The sequence below is a fragment of the Afifella sp. IM 167 genome (assembly GCF_020144925.1).
In the GTDB taxonomy this organism is placed as follows: Bacteria; Pseudomonadota; Alphaproteobacteria; order Rhizobiales; family Afifellaceae; genus Afifella.
The window spans coordinates 249,128-271,604 of the sequence record NZ_NSLC01000007.1 but is presented as its reverse complement, the minus strand read 5'-3'; the positions used below and the strand labels follow the sequence as shown (position 1 = coordinate 271,604).

At 65.9% G+C, this 22,477-nt stretch carries 21 protein-coding genes; 15 read left to right on the top strand and 6 right to left on the bottom strand.

Annotated elements, in window-relative coordinates:
• Positions 1-75: 75 nt before the first annotated feature.
• Positions 76-1,110, bottom strand: a complete 1,035-nt coding sequence (locus tag CLD20_RS14665) for an ABC transporter substrate-binding protein (protein ID WP_224407404.1) — start codon at positions 1,108-1,110, stop codon at positions 76-78.
• Positions 1,111-1,224: 114 nt separating this feature from the next.
• Here CLD20_RS14665 and CLD20_RS14660 point away from each other — a divergent pair, with 114 nt between their 5' ends.
• The gene (locus CLD20_RS14660) at positions 1,225-2,193 is read left to right on the top strand and encodes a LysR substrate-binding domain-containing protein (protein ID WP_224407403.1); all 969 of its coding nucleotides are present in this window, start codon (positions 1,225-1,227) and stop codon (positions 2,191-2,193) included.
• A gap of 111 nt (positions 2,194-2,304) precedes the next feature.
• On the opposite strand, the gene CLD20_RS14655 is transcribed toward CLD20_RS14660, so the two are convergent.
• Together CLD20_RS14655 and CLD20_RS14650 are read right to left on the bottom strand one after the other, a co-directional pair.
• Entirely contained in the window at positions 2,305-2,721 is a 417-nt protein-coding gene (locus CLD20_RS14655; protein ID WP_224407402.1) for a GFA family protein, read from the bottom strand.
• A gap of 96 nt (positions 2,722-2,817) precedes the next feature.
• Positions 2,818-3,714 carry a LysR substrate-binding domain-containing protein gene (locus tag CLD20_RS14650; protein ID WP_224407401.1) on the bottom strand — a complete coding sequence of 299 codons (897 nt, stop codon included), beginning with the start codon at positions 3,712-3,714 and terminating at the stop codon, positions 2,818-2,820.
• 166 nt (positions 3,715-3,880) lie between these two features.
• On the opposite strand from CLD20_RS14650, the gene CLD20_RS14645 reads away from it, so the two are divergent.
• From CLD20_RS14645 to CLD20_RS20435, 8 genes are all read left to right on the top strand, one after another.
• Positions 3,881-4,531: an RraA family protein gene (locus CLD20_RS14645; RefSeq protein ID WP_224407400.1), complete on the top strand. Its 651-nt coding sequence runs from the start codon at positions 3,881-3,883 to the stop codon at positions 4,529-4,531.
• A 26-nt stretch (positions 4,532-4,557) separates the two neighbouring features.
• Positions 4,558-5,514 (top strand): tripartite tricarboxylate transporter substrate binding protein, encoded by a 957-nt coding sequence (locus CLD20_RS14640; RefSeq protein ID WP_224407399.1) that lies wholly within the window; start codon positions 4,558-4,560, stop codon positions 5,512-5,514.
• Between the two features lie 22 nt (positions 5,515-5,536).
• Complete coding sequence (locus CLD20_RS14635; RefSeq protein ID WP_224407398.1) at positions 5,537-5,995, top strand: tripartite tricarboxylate transporter TctB family protein; 459 nt, start codon at positions 5,537-5,539, stop codon at positions 5,993-5,995.
• 26 nt (positions 5,996-6,021) lie between these two features.
• Entirely contained in the window at positions 6,022-7,518 is a 1,497-nt protein-coding gene (locus CLD20_RS14630; protein ID WP_224407397.1) for a tripartite tricarboxylate transporter permease, read from the top strand.
• A gap of 45 nt (positions 7,519-7,563) precedes the next feature.
• Positions 7,564-8,766, top strand: coding sequence for a pyridoxal phosphate-dependent aminotransferase (locus tag CLD20_RS14625; protein ID WP_224407396.1), 1,203 nt, complete (start codon positions 7,564-7,566; stop codon positions 8,764-8,766).
• 205 nt (positions 8,767-8,971) lie between these two features.
• Positions 8,972-9,832: a DUF1989 domain-containing protein gene (locus tag CLD20_RS14620; RefSeq protein WP_224407432.1), complete on the top strand. Its 861-nt coding sequence runs from the start codon at positions 8,972-8,974 to the stop codon at positions 9,830-9,832.
• Positions 9,833-9,988: 156 nt separating this feature from the next.
• On the top strand, positions 9,989-11,821 hold the full coding sequence (ilvD, locus tag CLD20_RS14615; protein WP_224407395.1) for a dihydroxy-acid dehydratase: 1,833 nt from the start codon (positions 9,989-9,991) through the stop codon (positions 11,819-11,821).
• 275 nt (positions 11,822-12,096) lie between these two features.
• Positions 12,097-13,902 (top strand): autotransporter outer membrane beta-barrel domain-containing protein, encoded by a 1,806-nt coding sequence (locus CLD20_RS20435; protein WP_224407394.1) that lies wholly within the window; start codon positions 12,097-12,099, stop codon positions 13,900-13,902.
• 74 nt (positions 13,903-13,976) lie between these two features.
• Here CLD20_RS20435 and CLD20_RS14605 read toward each other — a convergent pair whose 3' ends face one another.
• The 3 genes from CLD20_RS14605 to CLD20_RS14595 are packed head-to-tail and all read right to left on the bottom strand — an operon-like array spanning position 13,977 to position 16,094.
• Positions 13,977-14,969 carry a GTP-binding protein gene (locus CLD20_RS14605; RefSeq protein WP_224407393.1) on the bottom strand — a complete coding sequence of 331 codons (993 nt, stop codon included), beginning with the start codon at positions 14,967-14,969 and terminating at the stop codon, positions 13,977-13,979.
• Positions 14,962-15,330, bottom strand: a complete 369-nt coding sequence (locus tag CLD20_RS14600; RefSeq protein ID WP_224407392.1) for a hypothetical protein — start codon at positions 15,328-15,330, stop codon at positions 14,962-14,964. The genes CLD20_RS14605 and CLD20_RS14600 overlap by 8 nt, the downstream gene beginning before the upstream one ends.
• A gap of 2 nt (positions 15,331-15,332) precedes the next feature.
• On the bottom strand, positions 15,333-16,094 hold the full coding sequence (locus tag CLD20_RS14595; protein WP_224407391.1) for a GntR family transcriptional regulator: 762 nt from the start codon (positions 16,092-16,094) through the stop codon (positions 15,333-15,335).
• A 154-nt stretch (positions 16,095-16,248) separates the two neighbouring features.
• On the opposite strand from CLD20_RS14595, the gene CLD20_RS14590 reads away from it, so the two are divergent.
• The 6 genes from CLD20_RS14590 (at position 16,249) to CLD20_RS14565 (ending at position 22,443) form a co-directional block, all read left to right on the top strand.
• Positions 16,249-17,679 (top strand): amidohydrolase family protein, encoded by a 1,431-nt coding sequence (locus tag CLD20_RS14590; protein WP_224407390.1) that lies wholly within the window; start codon positions 16,249-16,251, stop codon positions 17,677-17,679.
• 196 nt (positions 17,680-17,875) lie between these two features.
• Positions 17,876-19,084, top strand: coding sequence for an amino acid ABC transporter substrate-binding protein (locus CLD20_RS14585; RefSeq protein WP_224407389.1), 1,209 nt, complete (start codon positions 17,876-17,878; stop codon positions 19,082-19,084).
• A 49-nt stretch (positions 19,085-19,133) separates the two neighbouring features.
• Positions 19,134-20,003, top strand: coding sequence for a branched-chain amino acid ABC transporter permease (locus tag CLD20_RS14580; protein ID WP_224407388.1), 870 nt, complete (start codon positions 19,134-19,136; stop codon positions 20,001-20,003).
• Positions 20,004-20,006: 3 nt separating this feature from the next.
• Positions 20,007-20,966 carry a branched-chain amino acid ABC transporter permease gene (locus tag CLD20_RS14575; protein WP_224407387.1) on the top strand — a complete coding sequence of 320 codons (960 nt, stop codon included), beginning with the start codon at positions 20,007-20,009 and terminating at the stop codon, positions 20,964-20,966.
• Entirely contained in the window at positions 20,963-21,727 is a 765-nt protein-coding gene (locus CLD20_RS14570) for an ABC transporter ATP-binding protein (protein WP_224407386.1), read from the top strand. The genes CLD20_RS14575 and CLD20_RS14570 overlap by 4 nt, the downstream gene beginning before the upstream one ends.
• Positions 21,724-22,443 (top strand): ABC transporter ATP-binding protein, encoded by a 720-nt coding sequence (locus CLD20_RS14565; protein WP_224407385.1) that lies wholly within the window; start codon positions 21,724-21,726, stop codon positions 22,441-22,443. The genes CLD20_RS14570 and CLD20_RS14565 overlap by 4 nt, the downstream gene beginning before the upstream one ends.
• The last annotated feature ends 34 nt before the right edge of the window (positions 22,444-22,477 follow it).

The window sequence follows — 22,477 nt, the reverse complement described above, 5'->3', positions numbered from 1 at the left end:
GGGACAACTCGGTGCGAAGGGCGTGTTGAGACGGAAGGTTCCGGGGGGCGCGCGCCCCCCGGAGAAACGTCTATCCTAGCGCTCGATCTCGCGCGCCCAACGCTTGGTCCATTCCTCGCGGGCCGGGTTGATCGTGTCCCAGTCGACCGCGATGAGGCTTTTGATCTGATCCGGGCCGTAGGGCAGGAACGAGGCCTGCTCTTCCGTCAGCTCGGCCTTCTTGTTGACCGGGCCGGAGCCCATCACGTCGGCGAGCTTCACCTGGATTTCCGGCGTCAGCAGGTACTGCAGGAACTCGTTGGCGACCTCCGGCACGTTGCTTTCCACCACCGGGCAGCCGGCGATCATCAGCGCCACCGCGCCTTCCTTCGGATAGGCGAACTTCGCCGGGAAGCCGGTATCGGCGAGCGACTTGGTGCGGCCCGAGCCCCAGATGGAAAGAGCGATCTCTTCCGACTGGAAGAGCTCCGACATCTTGCCGGAGGAGGGCTCGAAGACGAGCACGTTCGGAGCCACGTCGTCGGCCATCGCCGTAAAGCCCGGATCGATGTCCTTCTCGCCGCCGCCGGCGAGCCGGGCCATCATGACGAGCGTGTGCAGGCCGTAGGTGTTGGTGATCGGCGGAATCGAAAGGAGGCCCTTGTACTTCTCGTCCTTCAGGTCTTCCCAGCTGGAGGGCGGATCCCAGCCTTCGCGCTCGAACCATGCGGTGTTGTAGGTGAAGCCCGTGGCGACGAAGCCGATGCCGATCGAGTTCGGGCCGAGCTTGGCGAGGTCGTAGACATCGTCGAGCACCGGGGCCCCGGCCATCGGAGCGCAGAAGCCGAGCGCGTCGGCCTGGTACATCGGGCCGTCGTCGAGGATGACGACGTCGAGCTCCTGGTTGCCCTTCTGCGCCTGCAGGCGGGCGAGGTTCTCGGTCGAATTGCCTGCGACGAACTGGATCGTCACGTCATGGGTTTTCTCGAATTCGGGAAAGACGACTTCCTTCATGAGCGTCTCGAAGGAGCCGCCATAGCCGCCGACGACAAGGGTCTTGTCCTGCGCCTGTGCCACGCTGATGGCGAGAAGAGAGCTTGCAGCCGCAAGCGCCCAGATAATCGGTTTCATGCACCAACCCCTCTTTGGTCTTTTTTCGGACATGCGCATTGGATGGGCGTTTCCGTGGCGTTTCAAATGAGATTATATGTGCAAGCCATTCCTTAGCGTTATGGGATTCAGGCATTGGCAAAGGCCAATATCCGCCAGCTCGAGGCGTTCAACGCGGTGATGAAAGCGGGCTCGGTGACGAAGGCCGCCGAGGCGCTTTTCGTCAGCCAGCCCGCCGTTTCCAAGCTCCTGCACGCCTTCGAGCTCTCCTGCGGCTTTGCCCTGTTCAACCGGACCAAGGGCAGGCTGATCCCGACGCCGGAGGCCCGCCAGCTCTTCGCCGAGACGTCGAAGCTGGAGCAGGGCCTGATGCGCGTCCACGAGGCGGCGCGGGCGATCCGCGAGCTGGAGCGCGGCGAGATCTCGATCGTCGCCTTTCCGGCGATCAGCATGCGCCTCATTCCCCGCCGCATCGGCGCGCTCCTGCGCGAGCGGCCGGAGGTGCGGCTCTCGCTCTTCACCCGCACCTCGCGCAGCGTCGAGCATTCCATGATCACGCGCGCCGCCGATATCGGCATCTCGCTGGTGCCTTCCAACAATCCGGCCTTGCGCTGCGAACCCTTCGCCACGGTCTCCATGATCTGCGCGCTCCGGCGCGATCATCCGCTTGCGGGCGAAAAGGTGATCTCGCTGGAAAGCCTGGAGAACGAGCGCCTCGTGGCGCTGGGCAGGGAGGATCTGTCCTATCCCGCCATCAGCGCCGCCTTCCAGCGCGCCGGCCTTGCCATGAATCCGGCGGCGGAGGTGCAGATGGCCGACGCGGCCTGCGCCATGGTGGCGGAGGGCTACGGCGTCGCCATCGTCGCCTCGCTGTCGGCTTTCGACCCGGTGCATCCGGAGGTCGTCTTCCGGCCGATCCGGCAGCGGGTCACGATGACCGTCTGGGTGATGACGTCGGCCTATCAGGAGCTGTCGCAGGTCGCGATCGCGCTGATGGAGGAGATCCGCGCCACGGTGGAAGAGCTGGAGGCGGGGCTGCGGGGACAGCGGGAGGCCGACGAGGCTGCCGCGCCGAGGCGCTCTGCCGGTGCGTTGAGCCGCTAGGGGGCTGGCCCCCGGCACGTCGAACCCGCGCCCGAGCAGGGGGGCGGATGACGGCAAAGCGGGAAGAGTGGCCTTTGTTGAAATCGGGGGCCTGACAGGCCGCCTTCCGTCTCACGCAGGTTGGGCCGGAAGTCCGTCGATCTTCTCGGCGCTGGCAAGACGGTCGGTCCATTCCGCGCGGCTGCCGTAGCAGATATGCGCATTCGGCCGTACATCGATCGGTCCGTCGAGCGAGCCGGCGGGCACGATCAGCAAGGCGCCCTGCATCTGGACCATCGGCAACGCAGATCCGCATTCCATGCAGAAGCTCTTGGCATGTCGCGTTCCGGGAAGCTGAAACGTCCGGACCTTGTCCTCTCCCCTCAGCCAGACGATTTCTGCCTGGATGGAGAAGAGGTTAGCGGCATGCGCCGAGCCGGTATCCTTGCGGCACCGCGAACAGTGACAGAGGAAAAAACTTTCGAACCTGCCGGAGATTTGAAACGTGACGGCGCCGCACAGGCAGCTTCCTGAAGCCAGGTGGTTCATGAAAAAGATCTTCCGTCGTTAATTGCGGACCTGAAAAGCGTATTTCGGCGGGATCGGCGCCCTACGGGAAGCGCGCGGCCTGTGCGGGTGAGCCGTTCACATGCTTCCGGAGGCATGCGTCTGCAGCGAACGGCGGAGCGTCTGGACGAACTCGATGGCGAGCTTGGAGCGGATGCGGTGCCGGGGCCACAGCGTCCACACATTGAGATAGACCGGCGGTGTGAGCGGCCGTGAGACGACCGCATCGCCGAAAGCGAGCGGCGTGAACGGATCGACGATGGTGGTGCCGAGACCGTTGGCGACGAAAGCGCAGGCGCTGTCGGAATGGCGTGTCTCGATCTGGTCGCGCCGCCCGACGCCAAGATCGGAGAACATCTTCTCGATGGCGAGACGCTCCGGATCGAAGGCGTCGAGCGAGATGAACGGCTCGTTGCGCAGATCGTAGAGACGGATGCGCTCCGCCGAGGCGAGGCGGTGTCCGGCCGGCACGACGCAGACGCGTTCGAGCCGGTGCAGGTGCTCCGTCTCGATGGCCGCATCGTCCGACTGCAGGATCGAAATGCCGACATCGATCTGCTGGGCGGCCGCGGCAAGGATCACCTGCCGCGAGGCGGTTCCCTGCAGCGAGAGTTTGACCGCCTGGCGCTCGCGCAGAAAGGCGGAGAGGATCTTCGGCAGAAACCGCGAGGCAAGCGCCGGGAACGAGGCAATCGACAGATGGCCGGCGACGCGGTCGCGGATGTTCGACGAGGCGCGCCTGATCTCGTCGACGCCGACAAAGACGCGCTCCATCGTCTGATGGAGCTGGCGGGCCTCCGGGGTCGGCGTGATGCGCCCGGCGCTGCGCGTGAACAGGGGATAGCCGCACGACGCTTCCAGGGCTGCGATCGTCTTCGTCACGCCCGGCTGAGAGATGTTGAGGGAAGCTGCAGCGCCCGTCATCGAGCCCGCCTCGATCACCGCGCGAAAGACTTCAAGCTGACGAAAATTCATGAGCTACCTGATAACTACAGGTTATCGGAACATGGGAAGACGATATTTGCAAGTGAGCCGTACGCTATTTCAGGATGAAATTAAGCTGGAATTCAGGAGCAAAGACGCTCCCGTGACAATGTGAAGAGGCGATAACCCGAAAATGACGGAAAGCAGCTGGACGGAAGTGCGGATCCTGGAACGCCTGCGCGGTGTGGAATCGGGGGCGGTGACCGATGCGCTTGTCCGTCTCGGCCTGAGTGGCTGGATGGACGGCGTCCTGCCGCTCGGCGAAGCCAACCGGCTGGTCGGGCGTGCGCGCACTGTCAAGTACACGCCGAAGACAGGCGCGACCAAGGCCAAGGAAAACATCTATTCCGTCATCCGCAGCACGCCCGAGGGGCGCGTTCTGGTTCTCGACACGGGCTGTGCCGACACCTGGATCCTGGGCGAGAACGTGGCCCACGCCGCCTCTTTCCAGGGGCTGAACGGTCTCATTTCTGACTCGCTTGCCCGCGACGCGGCGCTCATCCGCGAGATGGATTTCCCGGTTTTCACCCGCGGTATCTCGGCCCGCCCGCCCGCCATCGTTCTCGTTGATGTGGATGTGCCCGTGGAATGCGCCGGCGCGCGCGTCTGCCCCGGCGATTATATCGTCGCCGATGCCGATGGCGTCGTGGTGATCCCGCAGGAATTCATCGACGTCGTTCTCGTCGAAGTCGAGGACATCGAGCAACTCGAGCGCGATCAGGCCGCCGCGCTCGCCGCCCAAGCCCCGCTGGAAGTGATCAACGATCTCCTCCGGCGCAAGAAGATCCGCAAAAGCGGTCGTCCCTGAGCCTATTCAAGAGAAAAGGAACTCTCATGCATCTTAAGTCCAGTCTGGCAGCCTTGGCCTTCGCGGCCTCCTCGCTCGCCATCTTTGTGTCTCCCTCCTACGCGGAATACCCCGAAAAGCCGGTCGAGATGATCGTGCCCTACGGCGCCGGCGGCAGCACCGACGTTCTGGCCCGCCTGATCGCCGAATACGGCGAGAAGTATCTCGGCCAGCCGATGGTCGTCGTGAACCGGCCGGGCGCCGGTGGTCAGATCGGCTTCTCCGCCATCGCGGCCGCCAAGCCCGACGGCTACACGATCGGCTGGATCAATTCCGGCATTCTGACGAGCCCGATCGTGCGTCCGGACGTGACCTTCAACATCGACAGCTTCGATTACATCGCCAACATCGTGACCGATCCGGGCATTCTCGCCGTGGCCGGCACCGCCGACTACGCCACGCTTGAGGATTTCCTCAAGGCGGCCAAGGAGAAGAAGCTCACCGTCAGCCATGAAGGCATCGGCGGCGGCGACCATCTCGCGGTCCTGCAGCTGGAGAACGAGGCGGATGTCGAGTTCAACCTCGTTGCCTTCAACGGCGACGCGGAAGCCAAGGCAGCGCTTCTCGGCGGCCATATCGATGCGATCGAAGGCAATGTGTCCGAGCAGGTCGAGCTCGTCGAGGACGGCCAGGTGAAGCCGCTCGTCGTGTGGGCCTCCAAGCGCAACGCCGATCTGCCGGACACCCCGACGGGCAAGGAACTCGGCTACAACATCCTCGCTTCCTCCTCGCGCGGTCTTGGCGGACCGAAGGGCATGGACGAGGACGTGGTCTCCAAGCTGCGCGAAGCCATGGTGAAGGTGACCGAGGATGCGGACTTCCAGGCCGATCTGAAGAAGCTCAACATGCCGCTCGACGTCCTGGTGGGCGACGAGTACCGCGCCTTCATGCAGGAGCAGGATGAGGGCTATAAGAAGCTTTGGGCCGAAAGCCCGTGGCAGTAAGGTTCAGGCGGTTTCAGGCGCAATGAAACGCGATACATGGGTAGCGGTCGCCGTCATGGCGATCGCAGCCTTCGCCGCCTGGGACGTTTACGACCTCAAGCGGGGCGCAGCGTTCTTTCCTTTGCTGATGAGCGCTGCGCTCTTTCTCGGCGGTGCCGTCCTTTTCGTGGCAAGCCTGCGCCGACCCGCGCCGGCCGCCGATGCCGCGCCGGAAGGCAGCGATACCGAAGAGGCCAAAAGCATCTGGGTGCCGCTCCTTGAAGTGGTGGTCCTGACCGCGGTCTTCGCCGTGGCGATGCCGTGGATCGGATTTTATCCGGCGACCTTCCTTTATCTGGCGGTCTTCTTCGCGCTTCGCTCGGAGCTGAGCCGACTGACGGGGCTTGCGGTGGCGGTTGCCATGACGGTGCTGATCTTCGTCATCTTCTCGCTGCTTCTCGCGGTCCCGACGCCAGTCGGGCCGCTGGCCGCCTACCTTTAATCCTTTAGCCCGACGGGACTGAGCGTATGGAAGCGATCCTCGCGGCAGCCGCCAACATCTTTGAGCCTTCGACGCTGCTCGTCCTGATGATCGGCACCGTGGTGGGGCTGTTCGTGGGCGCCTTGCCCGGGCTTTCCTCCACGATGGGCGTGGCGCTGTGCATCCCCATCACCTTCGGCATGGATCCGGCGAACGCGCTGGTGCTTCTCGGCGCGATCTATACGAGCTCGGTTTTCGGCGGCTCGATCACCGCCATTCTTTTGCGCACGCCTGGCACCGACGCCTCCATCGCCACGACCTTCGACGGCTATCCGATGGCGCAGCGAGGGGAGGGGGCGCAGGCCATCGGCATGGCGCTGGTCGCCTCCCTCGTCGGCGGCGTCTTTTCCGTCTTCGTCCTCCTCTTCGTGGCGCCGCCCCTGTCGCGCCTGGCGCTCCTCTTCGGGCCGCAGGAATACGTCTATCTGACCATCTTCGGGATGATCTCGATCCTGGGCGTGTCGGGCGGCAATCCCACGAAAGCCTTCATCAGCGCCGCTTTCGGCCTGCTGCTGGCGACAGTCGGCTTCGATCTTTTCACCGGCTATCCAAGACTCACCTTCGGCCAGGACGAACTGTTCGAGGGCGTGCCGCTGCTCCCGGCCCTGATCGGCATCTTCTCCGTCTCGCAGGCGATTTCGCTGTGCACGGGCGAGGCCGATATCGGCGCCGGCAACATGATCAAGACGAAGGGCCGGACGCTGCCCGCCTGGTCGGTCATCCGGCGCTGCGGACGCACGCTGTTCAAATCCTCCCTCATCGGCTCGGCGATCGGCATCCTGCCGGGTGCGGGCACCAGCGTCGCCGCCTTCATCAGCTACGACGAGGCGCGCCGGCGCTCCAAGACGCCGGAAGCCTTCGGCAAGGGCGAGATCGAGGGCGTCGCTGCGCCCGAGGCGGCCAACAACGCCGTCACCGGCGGCTCGCTGGTGCCGGCGCTGACGCTCGGCATTCCCGGCAACGCCGTCACCGCCGTCTTCATCGGCGGGCTGACCATCCATGGCCTGGTGCCCGGTCCACGGCTGTTCACCGACCATGCGGAGATCGTCTACACGCTGATCTTCTCGCTCTTCCTGGCAAACCTCGCCTTCGCGGCGCTGGGGCTGTTTGCGGCGCCCTGGGTCGCGCGCGTCGTCAAGGTGCCGAGCGCCGTGCTCGGGCCCACAATCATCGTCTTCAGCATCATCGGCTCCTACGCGCTGCGCAACAGCCTCTTCGATGTCTGGCTGGTGCTCGGCTTCGGCGTTCTCGGCTACTTCATGGAGCGCTGGCGCATCCCCGGAGCGCCCCTCGTCATCGCGCTGGTGCTCGGGCCGATCCTGGAGACGAACCTGCGCCGCTCGCTGCAGATTTCGGGCGGCGACTGGATGATCTTTTTCACCAGCCCGCTCTCCTACGCGATCATGGCGCTGATCGTGCTGACGCTCGCCTATCCGGTCTTCGCGCGCAGGCAGAAGAACAGGCGCGAGGCGAACGAGAGCTAGGCGTCAGCTCGCCGCATTCCTCCTCAAGCATTCCAGAGAGAATTCATGAACAAGATCTCCTCTCGCATGGCAGCCGTCCAGCCGTCGGCGAGCAGCGCCGCCGCCGCGCGCGCCCGCGAGCTCAAGGCCGCCGGCCGCGACATCATCAATCTGTCGGTGGGCGAGCCCGATTTCGATACGCCCGAACACGTCATCCGTGCGGCCGGCGAGGCAATGGCGGCCGGCAAGACGCGCTACACCAATGTCGACGGCACGCCGGAGCTGAAGGCCGCCATCATCCGCAAGTTCAGGGAAGAGAACGGGCTCGACTTCGCCGCCAACCAGATCGTCGTCGGGACCGGCGCCAAGCAGGTGATCTTCAACGTGCTTCTGGCGACGCTCGATGCGGGAGACGAGGTCATCATCCCGGCCCCGCACTGGGTCTCCTATCCCGACATGGTGCGGATCGCGGAGGGCACGCCCGTCGTCGTCGAGTGCCGGGCGGAAGACGGCTTCAAGCTTTCCGCCGCAACGCTCAAGGCCGCGATCACCGACAGGACGCGCTGGCTCGTCATCAACTCGCCGTGCAACCCGACCGGCGCCGTCTATGGCGAGGCCGATCTGCGCGCGCTGGCCGATGTGCTTCTGGAATACCCCGATGTCGGCATCCTGAGCGACGACATCTATGAGCATGTCGTCTTCGGAAAGACCTCGTTCCATTCGATCGCCGCGGTCGAGCCGCGGCTTCTGGAGCGCACGGTCGCCGTCAACGGCGTATCCAAGGCCTATTGCATGACCGGCTGGCGCCTCGGCTATGGCGGCGGCCCGGCCGAGGTGATGCGCGAAGTGCGCAAGCTGCAGTCGCAGAGCACCTCCTGCGCCTCTTCGATCAGCCAGGCCGGGGCGGTGGCGGCGCTCGAAGGTCCGCAGGATCACCTTGAGGGTCACCGCGACGTCTATCGCAGGCGCCGCGATCTGGTGCTGCCGAAACTTGCCGAAGCGGGTCTCACCTGCCAGGCGCCGGAAGGCGCGTTCTACATCCTCGCCGGATGCCAGAAATTCCTCGGCACGACGTCGCCCGCCGGCACACAGATCACGACCGATGCCGATTTTACCCGCGTCATCCTGGAAGAGGCCGAGGTGGCGATGGTTCCCGGCACGGCTTTCGGCGCACCGGGCTATGTGCGGCTGAGCTTTGCCGTCGACGATGCCCGGCTGCTGGAGGCGGCGAGCCGCATCGCCAGGATTTGCACGGCCCTGAAGGCCTGAGACGCTGTCAGGCGCGGGCGGGATGCCGTCTTTCGCCTGACACCTCGCCGGCTGGGACAAAGGTTCGGCGCTGGCGGACTGGGCAAGGCAGATGGCTCCGTGCCGCCCATGCCTCGTGTCGCATCGCGCCCGGTCCGCTCCGGCCCCTTGGCATTTTCTCCCCCAGATGGCACGCCTGGGATCCCATCTGGAGGACGAGCAGGCGATGAAGCTGAAGGATCCCGAACACGCGGCCCCCGCCGACGCGGCCGAGAAGCGGCACGTGACACCGATCGTCTGCTATCCGGTCGAGACGCTTCCGCCGCCGGACCTTTCCGGCTACCGCGCCGCCCGGCAAGGCTGGGAGAAAGTCGCGGAAGTCACGGTGCCGCCGCGGGAGGCGCGAACCTTCGAGGTACCGGCCGGCAGCTTTTTCCGCATCGTCTCGGTGGAGGGGCCGCAGGTCGGCGATTTCAATCTGTGGAATGCCGCCGACCACGCCGAGCGCTTCTATTCCGGCAAGACGCGCGCGCTTCACGGCACGCACCTTTCGACCGGCGACAGGCTCTGGTCGTCCTTTCCGGCGATGCGCCCGATGGCGACGATCACCGAAGACACGCTCGACTGGTACGGCTTCGACGATTTCGGCGGCTCGGTCCACGATGTCATCGGCACGCGCTGCGATCCCTACACCAACCGGCTGCTTGCCGGCGGCGACTATCATCATTGCTGCCATTCGAACCTGACGCGCGCCTACGCGGATGCGGCCGGTCTGTCGCTCGCCGAGGCCGAGCCCTTCGTCCACGACGTTCTCAATGTCTTCATGTGCACCGGCTTCACCCGCGACACCGGCCAGTATTTCATGAAGGCGAGCCCGGTCCGGCCGGGCGATTTCCTGGAATTCTTCGCCGAGATCGATCTGCTCGGCGCGCTCTCGGCCTGTCCGGGCGGAGATTGCGGCTCGAAGCATTCGAGCGACGTCGCCGCCTGTCATCCGCTTCTCGTGGAGGTCTTCCGGCCGAAGGCGCCGCCGGCCGGCTGGCAGCCGCCGGAGAAGAACGCCTATGGCGGTTCGCATGGCCGCTAAGCGCCGGCCGGACCGCCTCAATTCCCTCCCGGGCGTTGCCGTAGGCGCCTGAGGCTCCTATTAGCAGGGGCGGGGCCCTTCGGGGCTCCACGCCGTTTGGGGCACCCTGTCTCTCTTGCCCCCGCGGCCAAAGGCAAGAAGGAAACATTGCACAACATGCCTGCCTATCGCTCACGCACCACCACCCACGGACGAAACATGGCCGGCGCGCGCGGCCTCTGGCGCGCCACCGGCATGAAGGACGGCGATTTCGGCAAGCCGATTATCGCGGTCGTCAATTCCTTCACCCAGTTCGTACCGGGGCACGTGCACCTGAAGGATCTCGGCCAGCTGGTGGCACGCGAGATCGAGGCTGCGGGCGGCGTCGCCAAGGAATTCAACACCATCGCGGTCGATGACGGCATCGCCATGGGCCATGACGGCATGCTCTATTCGCTGCCCTCGCGCGAGCTCATCGCCGACAGCGTCGAGTACATGGTCAATGCGCATTGCGCCGACGCCATGGTCTGCATCTCCAATTGCGACAAGATCACCCCGGGCATGCTGATGGCCTCGATGCGCCTCAACATCCCGACCGTGTTCGTCTCCGGCGGGCCGATGGAGGCCGGCAAGGTCGTCCTCGACGGCAAGGAGCAGGCGCTCGACCTGATCGACGCCATGGTGGCGGCGGCCGACGACCGCGTCAGCGAGGAGGACGTCAAGGTCATCGAGCGCTCGGCCTGTCCGACCTGCGGCTCGTGCTCCGGCATGTTCACTGCCAATTCGATGAACTGCCTGACGGAGGCGCTCGGCCTGTCGCTGCCCGGCAACGGCACGACGCTCGCGACCCATGCGGACCGCCGCCGCCTCTTCGTGGAAGCCGGGCACCTCATCGTCGATCTCGCCCAGCGCCACTACGAGCAGGACGACGAAAGCGTGCTGCCGCGCTCGATCGCCACCAAGGCCGCGTTCAGGAACGCCATGGCGCTCGACATCGCCATGGGCGGTTCCACCAACACGGTGCTGCACATCCTCGCGGCCGCGCAGGAGGGCGAGGTCGACTTCACCATGGACGATATCGACGCCCTGTCGCGCAAGGTGCCGGTCCTGTGCAAGGTGGCGCCGGCCAAGAACGATGTGCATGTAGAAGATGTGCATCGCGCCGGCGGGATCATGGCGATCCTCGGTGAACTGGAGCGCGCCGGGCTCATCGAGGGCGACGTTCCGACCGTCCACGCCACCAGCCTCGGCGACGCGATCGAGCGCTGGGACGTGCGCCGGGCCGCCAGCGAGACGGTGACGGATTTCTACCGGGCCGCGCCGGGCGGGGTGCCGAGCCAGGAGGCCTTCAGCCAGGACCGCCGTTGGAAGGAGCTGGACCTCGACCGCGAGGCGGGCGTCATCCGCGACGCGCAGCATCCCTTCTCGGCCGATGGCGGCCTTGCGGTGCTGAAGGGCAACATCGCCCTCGACGGCTGCATCGTGAAGACGGCCGGCGTCGACGAGAGTATCCTGAAGTTCTCCGGTCCGGCCCGCGTCTTCGAGAGCCAGGACGCGGCCGTGCAGGGGATCCTCTCCAACAAGGTCGCGGCAGGCGACGTCGTGGTGATTCGCTACGAAGGCCCGCGCGGCGGCCCGGGCATGCAGGAAATGCTCTATCCGACGAGCTATCTGAAGTCGAAGGGCCTCGGCAAGGCATGCGCCCTGGTCACCGACGGCCGCTTCTCCGGCGGCACCTCGGGTCTGTCGATCGGCCATGCCTCGCCGGAAGCGGCGGAAGGTGGCGCCATCGGCCTCGTGGAAGAGGGCGACACGATCGAGATCGATATTCCGGGCCGCTCCATCAACCTTCTCGTCGACGAGGCGGAGCTCCAGCGCCGTCGCTCCGTGCAGGACGAAAAGGGCTGGCAGCCCGCCGAGCCGCGCAAGCGCCGCGTGACGGCGGCGCTCAGGGCCTATGCCGCGATGGCGACGAGCGCCGCCATGGGCGCCGTGCGGCGCGTGCCGTAGGCTCGACCCTGATGATCCTGGTGACCCGGCGAGATCGCCGGGGCCATCACCCTGCACGGGCCTTCCCCGGTTCGGCTGCGATATTGTGACACATCGGTCACAGCTTATCCCAATTCCAGAGCAGCCTCCGATCTCGGATTGATCGTGCTCCTCCCCCCCGCCATAGCTTGCCTCACACTAGGCGGAATGGATTTGGCGCCCCGGGCGCCGGGAGGAGAAAAATGGGGAACTGGCTTCGGAAATCGCCCGAGAGACGCCTTGGTGCGCGCGGCCGGGTGGCGCGAATCGCTCGCAAATCTCTCGCATGCGGCGTCGCGCTTGCCACGCTCTCTGCGGCGCTCGGAACGCCGGCATGGGCGATCGACACCACCTCTGCCTGGGACGGCACAAACAGCATCGGCAGTTGGGGTGTGCCCAATACGGCGACCTACGGCCAGCTGATCACGGCGACGAGCACCGAGGCGCGTCTGACGGGCTTCACCTTCTATCTCAATAAGAGTTCCGGGACGGCGCCGCAGTATCAGGCCTTCGTCTACCAGTGGGACGCCACCAACGAACGCATCGTCGGCCCGGCCCTGTTCACCTCCGCGGTGATGACGGCGCCGAGTGCGAACGCCTTCACGCCGGTCGAAGTCTCGACTGGCTCGATCGCCCTGACGCCGGGCCAGCAATACGTCATCTTCTTCACGACATCGTCCACAACCCAAGGTGGCAACAGCAGCTACATTTGGGGTTCCCTGAGCGACGACGATACCTATGCGGGCGGCAACTTCGTTTTCCAGAACAACGGCTCGGATTTCTCGCTCCTTGGGACGAGCGCATGGAGCGAGTTCCTGAGGGATCTCGCCTTCATCGCCCTGCTTGGTCCGAACTCCTTCCGGAGCCTGCTGCCCGCGAGCGGTGTGCCGACGAACGTCATCAACGTCGCCTCCGCGCTGGACAATTTCACCGATGGCGGCGGCACGCTTCCCTCGGCCTTCGACCAGCTCTATTTCCAGAGGCCGGCCCAACTCCAGACCTCCCTGGGGCAGCTGACCGGCGAAGCCAATACCGGCGCCGGCCAGGGCGCCTTCATCCTCGGCAACTCGTTCCTGAACTTCATGCTGAGCCCGATGACCGAGCATCGCGTTCCCGGTGTCGGTCCGGTGATGGCCTACGGCGAGACGCCCCCGCCCGCCGGCAGCGAAGCCTTCGGCGCGGTCATGGACGAGCCCGGCTCCGAGGACGCTGTCAACCGCCGCTTCAGCGTCTGGGCCGGCCTTTACGGCGGCAAGTCCGATCTGGACGGCAAGGCGGCCGTCGGCAGCCACGATACCGACACGCGGGCGGGCGGCCTTGCGGCCGGCCTCGACTATCGCCTGGCGCCGGACACGGTGATCGGCTTCGCCATGGGCGGCGGCGCCACCGACTGGAACCTTTCCGGCGGTCTTGGCGGCGGCGACAGCGACGTCTTCCAGGCGGGCGCCTACGCCTCGCACAACTTCGGCCCGGCGTATCTGTCGGCTGCGCTGGGTTACTCGCACTATTCGGTGTCGACGAAGCGCATCCTGACCATCGCCGGTACCGACATCCTGACGGCCGACTACGACGCGTGGAGCGTCGGCGGGCGGCTGGAGGCGGGCTATCGTCTGCCCTTCGCGATGCCGGTGGAACTGACGCCCTACGCGGCCGTGCAGGCGCAGACCTTCCGGACGCCGTCCTACAGCGAGACGTCCTCGCTGGGCTCGCCCTTCGCGACCTCGTACGGCTCCGACACCGCGAATTCCTTCAGGACCGAGCTCGGCTCCTGGATCGCCAAGAGCTTCGTCTTCGACAACGGCAGCGCGCTGCGCATCTTCGGCAAGGCCGCCTGGGCGCACGACAACCGCAGCAGCAACCGGGCGGTGGCCACCTTCACCTCGATCCCGGGCGCGAGTTTCGTCGTCAACGGCGCCGAGGCGGCGGACAATCTCGCCCTCGTCACGGTCGGCAGCGAGCTGAGCCTCGGCGGCGGCTTCTCGGTCAGCGCCCGCTTCGACGGCGAGTTCTCCAAGGACACCCGGACTTATACGGGCACGGGCCGCTTCCGCTACACCTGGTAGCGGCGGGCGGCGAGAGCCGGTTGCCGTCCTGGTTCTGCCACTGAAAACGCCCCGCTTTCGCGGGGCGTTTTTGCTTATGCGGCAGCGCGTTCCTGGAATGGCTGCATGCGCAGCATGAAGTCGTTGAGGCTCGCCTCGATCGCCTCGCGCCGCAGCTGGTTGGTGATGAAGACGAGGAAGGGCTGGTCTAGCTTTTCGCCCGCCGGCAGGTGATGCGGCGGATGCATGACATGCTGCACGCCGTGGATCACCACCGGCCCCTGCGCCGAGCTGGTGCGCAGCATTCCCTTCACCCGCAGGATCCGGTCGCCATGGGCGTGCAGGAGGGCGGAGAGCCAGAGCGTGAAGGTCGGCCAGTCTACCTGTTCCGGCAGCTTCAGGAGGAAGGAATGCCAGCCCTCGACATGGCGCTCATGCGCCTCGTCGAATTCTTCAGGCCCGCCGAGGCGGAAATGGTCGGCCTCGCCGAGCGTGGCGCCGATGTCGAAATCCGGCGCCTGGGCGTCGAAGAGGCGCGCATCCGGCGCGATCGCCTTCAGGCTGCGCGAAATGTCGGTGAGCGAATGGGCCTTGCGCAGGTCCGTCTTGCTGACGACGACGGTGTCGGCGATGGCGATCTGGCGGCGCGCCTCGACATGCTTTTCGGCGATGTCGAGCCCGGTGACGGCATCGAGCACGGCGACGACGGAGCCGATGCGCACATTGGCGCTCATCCAGGCGTCGCGGCCGATCGTGGCGATGATGGGGGCGGGGTCGGCGAGCCCCGTCGTCTCGATGACGAGATGCTGGATGCCGCCGTCGCCGCCCGCCTTTGCCCGCCGCACCAGTTCATGGATCGAACGGGCGATGTCGGCGCGGCGGGCGCAGCACATGCAGCCGCCGTCGATCAGCTCCAGCCGCTCCTCGGCATGCAGCAGCAGGCGGTGATCGAGCCCGGCCTCGCCGAACTCGTTGACCAGGATCGCCGTGCGCTCGCCTTGCGGCGTGCGCAGGAAGCGTTGCAAAAGCGTCGTCTTCCCGCTGCCGAGGAAGCCGGTGACGATGGTGAGGGGTAGCCGCTCATCCATGGGAGGCTGTCCCGACGGGGGAGGGCCTGCCGAAATCCGTGCCGCCGAGACCTGTGCCGATGAAGCCCGGCCCGAGCGGATCGATCCGCGCCGGCGACATCTCCTCGATGACCGGCCAAAGGTCGGTGAGGGTATGGGCGATCTTGAAGCGGCCCTGCGCGTCGCTGATCGACAGCGCCTCGCCGTCCCAGTCCTCGCAGGCAAGGCCGATCGGGGCGAGGATCTCGTTGATCATGGCGATGCGCCGTTTGCGCTCCTGCCGGTAGTGCTGGATGTCGCCGAAGGGCAGGCGCTCGTTGCGCAGCCGGCCGAAATCGCTCCAGTGCTCGCCGGCCCCGAAGATCGCGCAGACTTCACACATGATCAGATGACCTCCATCGTCGTGTTCAGGGCGACTTCCATCTGCGGCTCGATCCGGCCGCTGATCGCCTCGCTGTAGCGACGGCGCGCCGTCTCAGTATGCAGGCGGGCGAAATGCTCCGCCGCGTCGAGGTCCTGGTCGCGGATCGCCTTCACGATCTTGCGGTGGTCCTCGATGATCGTCGCGATGTGGTTCTTGTAGGTGCTGTCGGAGCCGAAATATTCGTGGAACATGGCCACGCGGTCGACGCGCAGGCCCTGCGTCAGGATCTGCTTGCACATCCCCGCGATGATGGAGTTGCCGCAGGCTTCCGCGATGACGCCGTGGAACTGCCAGTTCTCCTCGATCATCGCCGCGCCGTCTTCCTTGGCCGCGATCTGCTCGAAGCGCGCTTCGCTCCTTTCGATCTCGGCGAGCTGCGCCTCCGTGCGGCGCGCCGCCGCCCAGCGCGCAACGAGGCGCTGGACGAGATCGAGCGCCTCCAGATGCTCGCGGATCTCGTTCCAGCCCATGGGGGCGACGCGCGCCCCGCGATTGGGCAGGAGCTGCACCAGCCGCTCGCCCGCGAGCCGTGCCAGCGCCTCGCGCACCGGTGTGCGCGACAGCTTGAGCTTGGAGACGAGGAGCGCGTCGTCGAGGTCGGAGCCGGGCGCCAGCCTCAGGATGATCTCCTCGCGAATGACGTTGTAGGCGTGCTCGGCCGCCCCGCCCTTGGCGATGCCCTTGTCGCGCTGCCGCTTCTGCTGGCCGTCCGTCTTGTCCACGAAATCTCGATCCATTTTTTATGCACCGTATATATTATAGTTGCCGTATCCGAAGCAAGTGACCTAGTCTGCCCGCCTGTGGTCCCGGCCTCCACTTCTTTTCGTCCCGGCACGCCTCGTCGGGTCCTGCAAGGCCAGATTGAAGGAGATGCCCGTGCACGAGCCCTACGATCTTGTCGTGGAGAATGGAGTTGTGGTCGGCAGCGCGGGGGCAAGAGCCGCCGACGTCGCGGTGCGCGGCGGCAAGATCGTCGAGATCGGCGGGCCGTTTCCGGCAGCCAGGGAGAGGGTGGACGCGCGCGGCCTGCACGTCCTGCCGGGCTTCTGGCACTGCCACTGCCATTTCCGCGAGCCGGGCCATACCCACAAGGAGGACTTCGAAAGCGGCACGCGCGCGGCCGCGGCGGGCGGGGTCACCTTCTGCATCGACATGACCAACAACGACCCGCATCCGACGACGCTCGAGACCTTCGAGATGAAGAAGGAACTCGTCGCTCCGAAGGCGCATGTCGACTATGCCCTCTACGGCGGCGGGCTCTATCCGCGCACGGTGGAGGATCTGGCGAAGGCCGGCGCCATCGGCATCAAGATCTTCAACACGCGCCACATCAAGGAGGTGTTCCCCTACATCTCCGAGCTCGGTGTCATCGACCACGGCATCCTCTACGAGCTCTACGAGGCGACGCACGATGTCGGCCTCATCGCCGCCGTGCACCATGACGACCCCGAATGGGTGAAGCGGCTGACGTTCCGCGACTACATCGACAAGGGGCGGACCGACTACGCCGCCTTCGTCGACAGCCTGAAGCAGGGCTACATGTACGGCCATGGCATGACCGCCGGCCTTTCCTCCTCGCTCTACTACGCGCAGCTCGCCGGCGCTCACCTGCATGTCCTGCATCTCGGCATCATGGCGCCCGGCGCCTTCGAGATGATCCGACACGCCAAGTTCGACCTCGGCCAGAAGGTGACGACCGAGCTGGAGCTCACCTCCATGATCATGTCGCCGGAGCAGGCGATGGAGGCCGGCCCGCGCACCTGCCTCATCGCCCATTCGCCGGAAGCCGGCTGGAAGAGCATCGGCAACGGCGTCGCCGACGTCCTCGTCCTGGAGCACGCCCCGCATGCCCCCGACGAGATCGAGCCCGGCTGGCAGGACATGTTCTCCGTCCCGCTCGGCCTTACCGGCGTGCAGGAATTCGTCGCCATGGTGATGGACAATGTCAGCCGCGGCCGCCTGACCCTGCAGGAGGCGGTGCGCCTGTGCTCCGAAACGCCTGCCCGTATTTACGGCATGTATCCGCAAAAGGGCGTCATCCAGCCCGGAGCGGACGCCGATTTCACCATCGTCGACCTCAACCGCGAGGTCGTCTTCGCCGACGAGGACATGCACTCCAGGACCGGTTTCACGACCTGGCGCGGCAGGCACGCGAAGGGCTCGGCCGTCTTCACCATCGTGCGCGGCAACGTCGTGATGCGCGATGGCAAGGTGGTCGGGGAGCCGGGATTCGGCCGTTTCACGCCCGGCGTTGCCGCGGGACGTGCGAGCCTCGCCGACGCCCGCCCGGACGCAATCCCGGCCTGATCCGCAACCTCGCCAGCCTGCTGTTTCTTGCACGCAGGAGGGTCGCCGCCATGCGGCGGCCCGCCGCCGGCTGTCCGGCCCGGGCACAAAACGTGCATGGGCATAAAATAGACACTTCCGACCGACCTGCGCTCTTTACAACCGTTCGATTTGCATATTCTATTTATACAAGCGGCATTGGCTTAAGGAGAACCGGATGTTCAAGCAGGTGGTGGGCGCCCTCGTGGCGCTGGGAATGATCGGGTTCGGCTCTGCCGCCGATAGGGCGGCAGCGGCGGAAAAGACCCTGAAGATCGGCGCTGCGGTCAGTCTGAGCGGCGCGCTGTCGCGCGAGGGCCGGCTGCTCGTGGAGGGCTACGAGCTCTGGCAGAAGAAGGTGAACGAGGCCGGCGGCATCAAGATCGGCGACGACACCTACAAGATCGAGATCGTCTCCTACGACGACGAGTCGAAGGCCCAGACGAGTGCCCAGCTGACGGAAAAGCTGATCACCTCCGACGACGTGTCCTTCATCTTCGGCCCCTATTCCTCCGGCATCGCCACCGCGACGGCGGTGATCTCGGAGCGCTACAAGGTGCTGACGCTGGCACCGATGGCGACGGCCAACAGCCTCTACGGCCGTGGCTACAAGTACATCTTCACCCAGACGCCGCTCGCCGATCGCGGCCTCTATCCGGTGCTGGAGCTCGCCTCCGAGATGGACCCCAAGCCGCAGAGCGTCGCCGTCGTCGGGCCTGACGACCTCTTCCCGAACATCGTCGGCGACAGCGCCGCCAAGAAGGCCGAGGAGATGGGCTTCAAGCTCGTCTACACGGCCAAGTATCCCAAGGCCTCGACCGATCTTGCCTCGGTCGCCACGCAGATCAAGTCGGCGGCCCCCGACGTCGTCCTCGCCACCGGCTACGTGCAGGACACGCTCCTCCTTCTGAAGAGCATGCGCGAGCTGAAGGTCGACCCGGCGATCGTCGGCCTTGCCATGTCGATCGGCATCCAGGACTTCCGCGATGCGCTCGGCCCCTCCGCCAACGGCATCATGGGCACCGACATGTGGGTGTCGACGCTGACCTATTCCGATCCGGTCTTCACCGACTCCGCCACCTTCGCCAAGGAGTTCGAGGCCGAATACGGCAATGCGCCGACCTATCACGCGGCGAGCGGCGCCTCGGCCGGCGTCATCCTGCAGATGGCGCTGGAGAAGGCCGGTTCCACGGACGTCGACAAGGTGCGCGAGGCGCTCCTTTCCATGGAGGGGGAGACCTTCTACGGCCGCTTCAAGTTCGAGGACGACGGCACCAACAGCCTCGGCACCGCCGCCGTCTCTCAGCTCATCGAGAGCGATCCGAAGGTGATCTTCCCGCCCGCGGTCGCGCAGGAAAAGGCGCTCTATCCGCGCAGCGAAATGTAGCCGCAAACACGGCGATCGCGCAGACAAACCCTCAAGACGGACAGAGACCTTGCTGGCACAAACCATCGTCAACGGCCTTCTGCTTGGGGGCGTCTACGGGATCGCCACGATCGGCTTTTCGGTCGTGTGGGGCGTCATGGGCATCATCAACCTTGCCCATGGCGCCTACATCATGGTCGGCGCCTATATCGCCTTCGCGCTGAACCAGTGGTTCGGCCTCGATCCCTTCCTGGCGATGCCCTTCGCCATGGTCGCGCTCTTCGTCATCGGCTACGCCCTGCAGGCCTTCCTCCTGAACCCGGTGATGCACACCAGTCTGCTTCTGACGCTGGTCGTGACCTTCGGCATCGATCTCTTTCTGATCGACCTCTTCGTCCTGTTCTTTTCCTCCGATGTGCGGGCGGTCCACACGGCCTATTCGGGCAGCTCGCTGGAAATCGGCCCCGTCCTGATCTCCTGGGTGCGGCTGGTGGCGGCGATCCTTTCCGTCCTCGTCGCGATCGCGAGCTATCTCTTTCTCAACCGCACGCGCACGGGCCAGGCGATCCTCGCCACCGCGCTCGATCGCGAGGCGGCACGCCTGATGGGCATCTATCCGGACCGCGCCTACGGGCTGACGGCAGGTCTCGCGGCCGCCGTCGCCGGGGCGGCCGGCTGCCTGGCGAGCACCATCTTCCCGATCTCGCCCACTCTCGGCATCAGCTTCCTCGGCGCCGTCTTCGTCGTCACGGTCCTCGGCGGCATCGGCAGCGTCGCCGGCGTCATCATCGCCGGCTTCGCCTACGCGCTCGTGCAGGCCTTCGCCGCCACCTATCTCGGCGCGAACTACCAGCAGATCGTCGCCTTCTCCATGTTCCTGCTCATCCTGATCGTCAGGCCGCAGGGGCTCTTCGGCAAACCCTTCTACGGCGAGAGCTGAGCGATGAAGGCCAAGCACCAGCTCGCGGCCGCGGCGGTCCTTCTCGTCCTGGCACTCATCCTGCCTGCGGTGATCGACAATTACTGGCTGCGCGTCATGACGACGGTCTTCATGATCGCCATCGTCGCGCAGGGGCTCAACGTCATCGTGGGCTTCGCCGGCTACCACGCCTTCGGCAATGCCGCCTTCTTCGGGGTAGGGGCCTATATCGCCGGCGTCTCGCTCAATGCGCAGGTGCCGCTCGCACTCGCCATCGTCCTGGCGACCGGCGGCTCGGCGGTGGTGGCGGGCATCTTCGGCTGGCCGCTCCTGCGTCTGCGGGGCCACTATTTCGCCATCGCTTCCGTCGCCCTCAACATGGCCTTCGTCGAGGTCATCCTCAATCTCGGCGGCGTCACCGGCGGCGCCATGGGCCTGCCGCTTCCCATCAGCCCCATGCCGCCCGACCTTCTCTACCGGATGATCTACTACATGATGCTGGGTGCGCTGACGGTGGCCACTCTCGTGGTCTGGCACCTTTCCGGCAGCCGCCTCGGCTACGCGCTGCGGGCCCTGCGCGACAGCGAGAGCGGCGCCGAGGTGATGGGCGTCGATACGGTGAAGGCGAAGATCCTCGCCTGGATGATCAGTGCCGCGATGACCGGCTGCGCCGGCGGTATCTGGGCCTACTGGCTCACCTTCATCGAGGTCGGCAGCGCCTTCGACATCGGCATTTCCATGCGCGCCTACATCATGATGCTGCTCGGCGGCATGGGCACGATCATCGGCCCGGTCGTCGGGGCCTTCGTCTTCGAGATCGTCGCGACGCTGGTGTGGAGCGAGTTCACCCACATCCACAATCTTCTTCTCGGCATGTTCCTCATCGCCGTCGTCATCCTCGTTCCCAACGGCATCATCCATCTCATCTCGCGCGCCTCGGCCCGGCTTTCGGCCGCCCGCGAGCTCCGGCGGGCCAAGGCATGAGCGTGCAGCCGATCCTGTCGGTGCGGGACGTGACGGTGCGCTTCGGCGGCGTCGTGGCGGTCAAGAATGCCAGCTTCGACCTCATGCCGGGCGAGGTTCTCGGCCTGATCGGGCCGAACGGCGCCGGCAAGACGACGCTTCTCAACGTCGTCTCGGCCCTCATCCGTCCGCAAGAGGGCAGCCTCGCCTTCGAGGGCGAGACGATCACCGGGCTCAAGCCGCATGTCATCGCCCGCAAGGGCGTCGCCCGCACCTTCCAGGTGGTGCAGCCGTTCAAGAACCTGACGGTGATGCAGAACGTCGAGGTCGGGGCGATGTTCTGCGCCCGCGACCGGGGAAAGTCGCAGATACGCGCGCTTGCCGTGGACGCGCTCCAGAAGGTCGGGTTGACGGCCAAGGCCGACGCGCTGCCCTCGCAGCTCACCCTTTCGGAAAGGAAGCGGCTGGAGATGGCCCGTGCGCTCTCCACCGAGCCGCGCCTTCTCCTCCTCGACGAGGTGATGGCCGGCCTCAACCATACCGAGATCGACCGCATCATCGGCCTGATCCGTGAGATCAACCGGGACGGTCTTTCGATCATCGTCGTGGAGCATGTGATGAAGGCTATCATGGCGGTCTGCGACCGCATCGTCGTGCTGCGCTTCGGCGAGAAGATCGCCGACGGCACGCCGGAGGAGGTCACCAACGACCCCCATGTGATCAGTGCCTATCTTGGCGAGCGCTTCGTGCGCCGCCAGGCAGCCAGCGCGGGGGCGGCATGAGCTCGCTCCTGAAACTTGAATCCGTCTCGGCCGCCTATGGCGAGAGCGAGGTCCTGTGGGACATCGACCTTGAGGCGCCGGAAGGGGCGGTGACCGCGCTGGTCGGCTCCAACGGCGCCGGCAAGACGAGCCTGATGCGCGTCGTTTCCGGTCTTCTCATTCCGACCTCCGGCAAGGTCGCCTTCGCCGGCAAGGACATTACCGGCCTCGTCGCCGAGCGCCGCGTGGTGGAGGGCATCGCCCTGGTGCCGGAAGGGCGCCGGCTCTTTGCCGGTCTGTCGATCCTGGAAAACCTGATGCTCGGCGCCTTCACCCGCCGCGACGATCGCGTCAAGGAAGACCTCGAAAGGGTCTGGAAGCATTTCCCCGAGCTTGCCGATCGTTCCGGCCAGATCGCCGGCACGCTTTCCGGCGGCCAGCAGCAGATGTGCGCCATCGGCCGCGCCTTGATGGCCCGCCCGAAGCTTCTCCTCGTCGACGAGATGTCGCTCGGCCTCGCCCCGGTCGTGGTCGACCGGCTCGCCGAGGCGCTGCTCGACGTCAATGAGAGCGACGGCCTCACCATCATCCTCGTGGAGCAGGACGTAGAGCTGGCGCTGGAGATCGCCAGCCGCGGCTACGTGCTCGATACCGGCCGCGTCGTGATGAGCGGCGAGGCGGGCGAGCTCAGGGACAATCCGAAAATTCGCGAAGCCTACATGGGAGTGGCCGCCTAGAACGCGGCCTTGATCAATTGAAGCCTTTTGACCT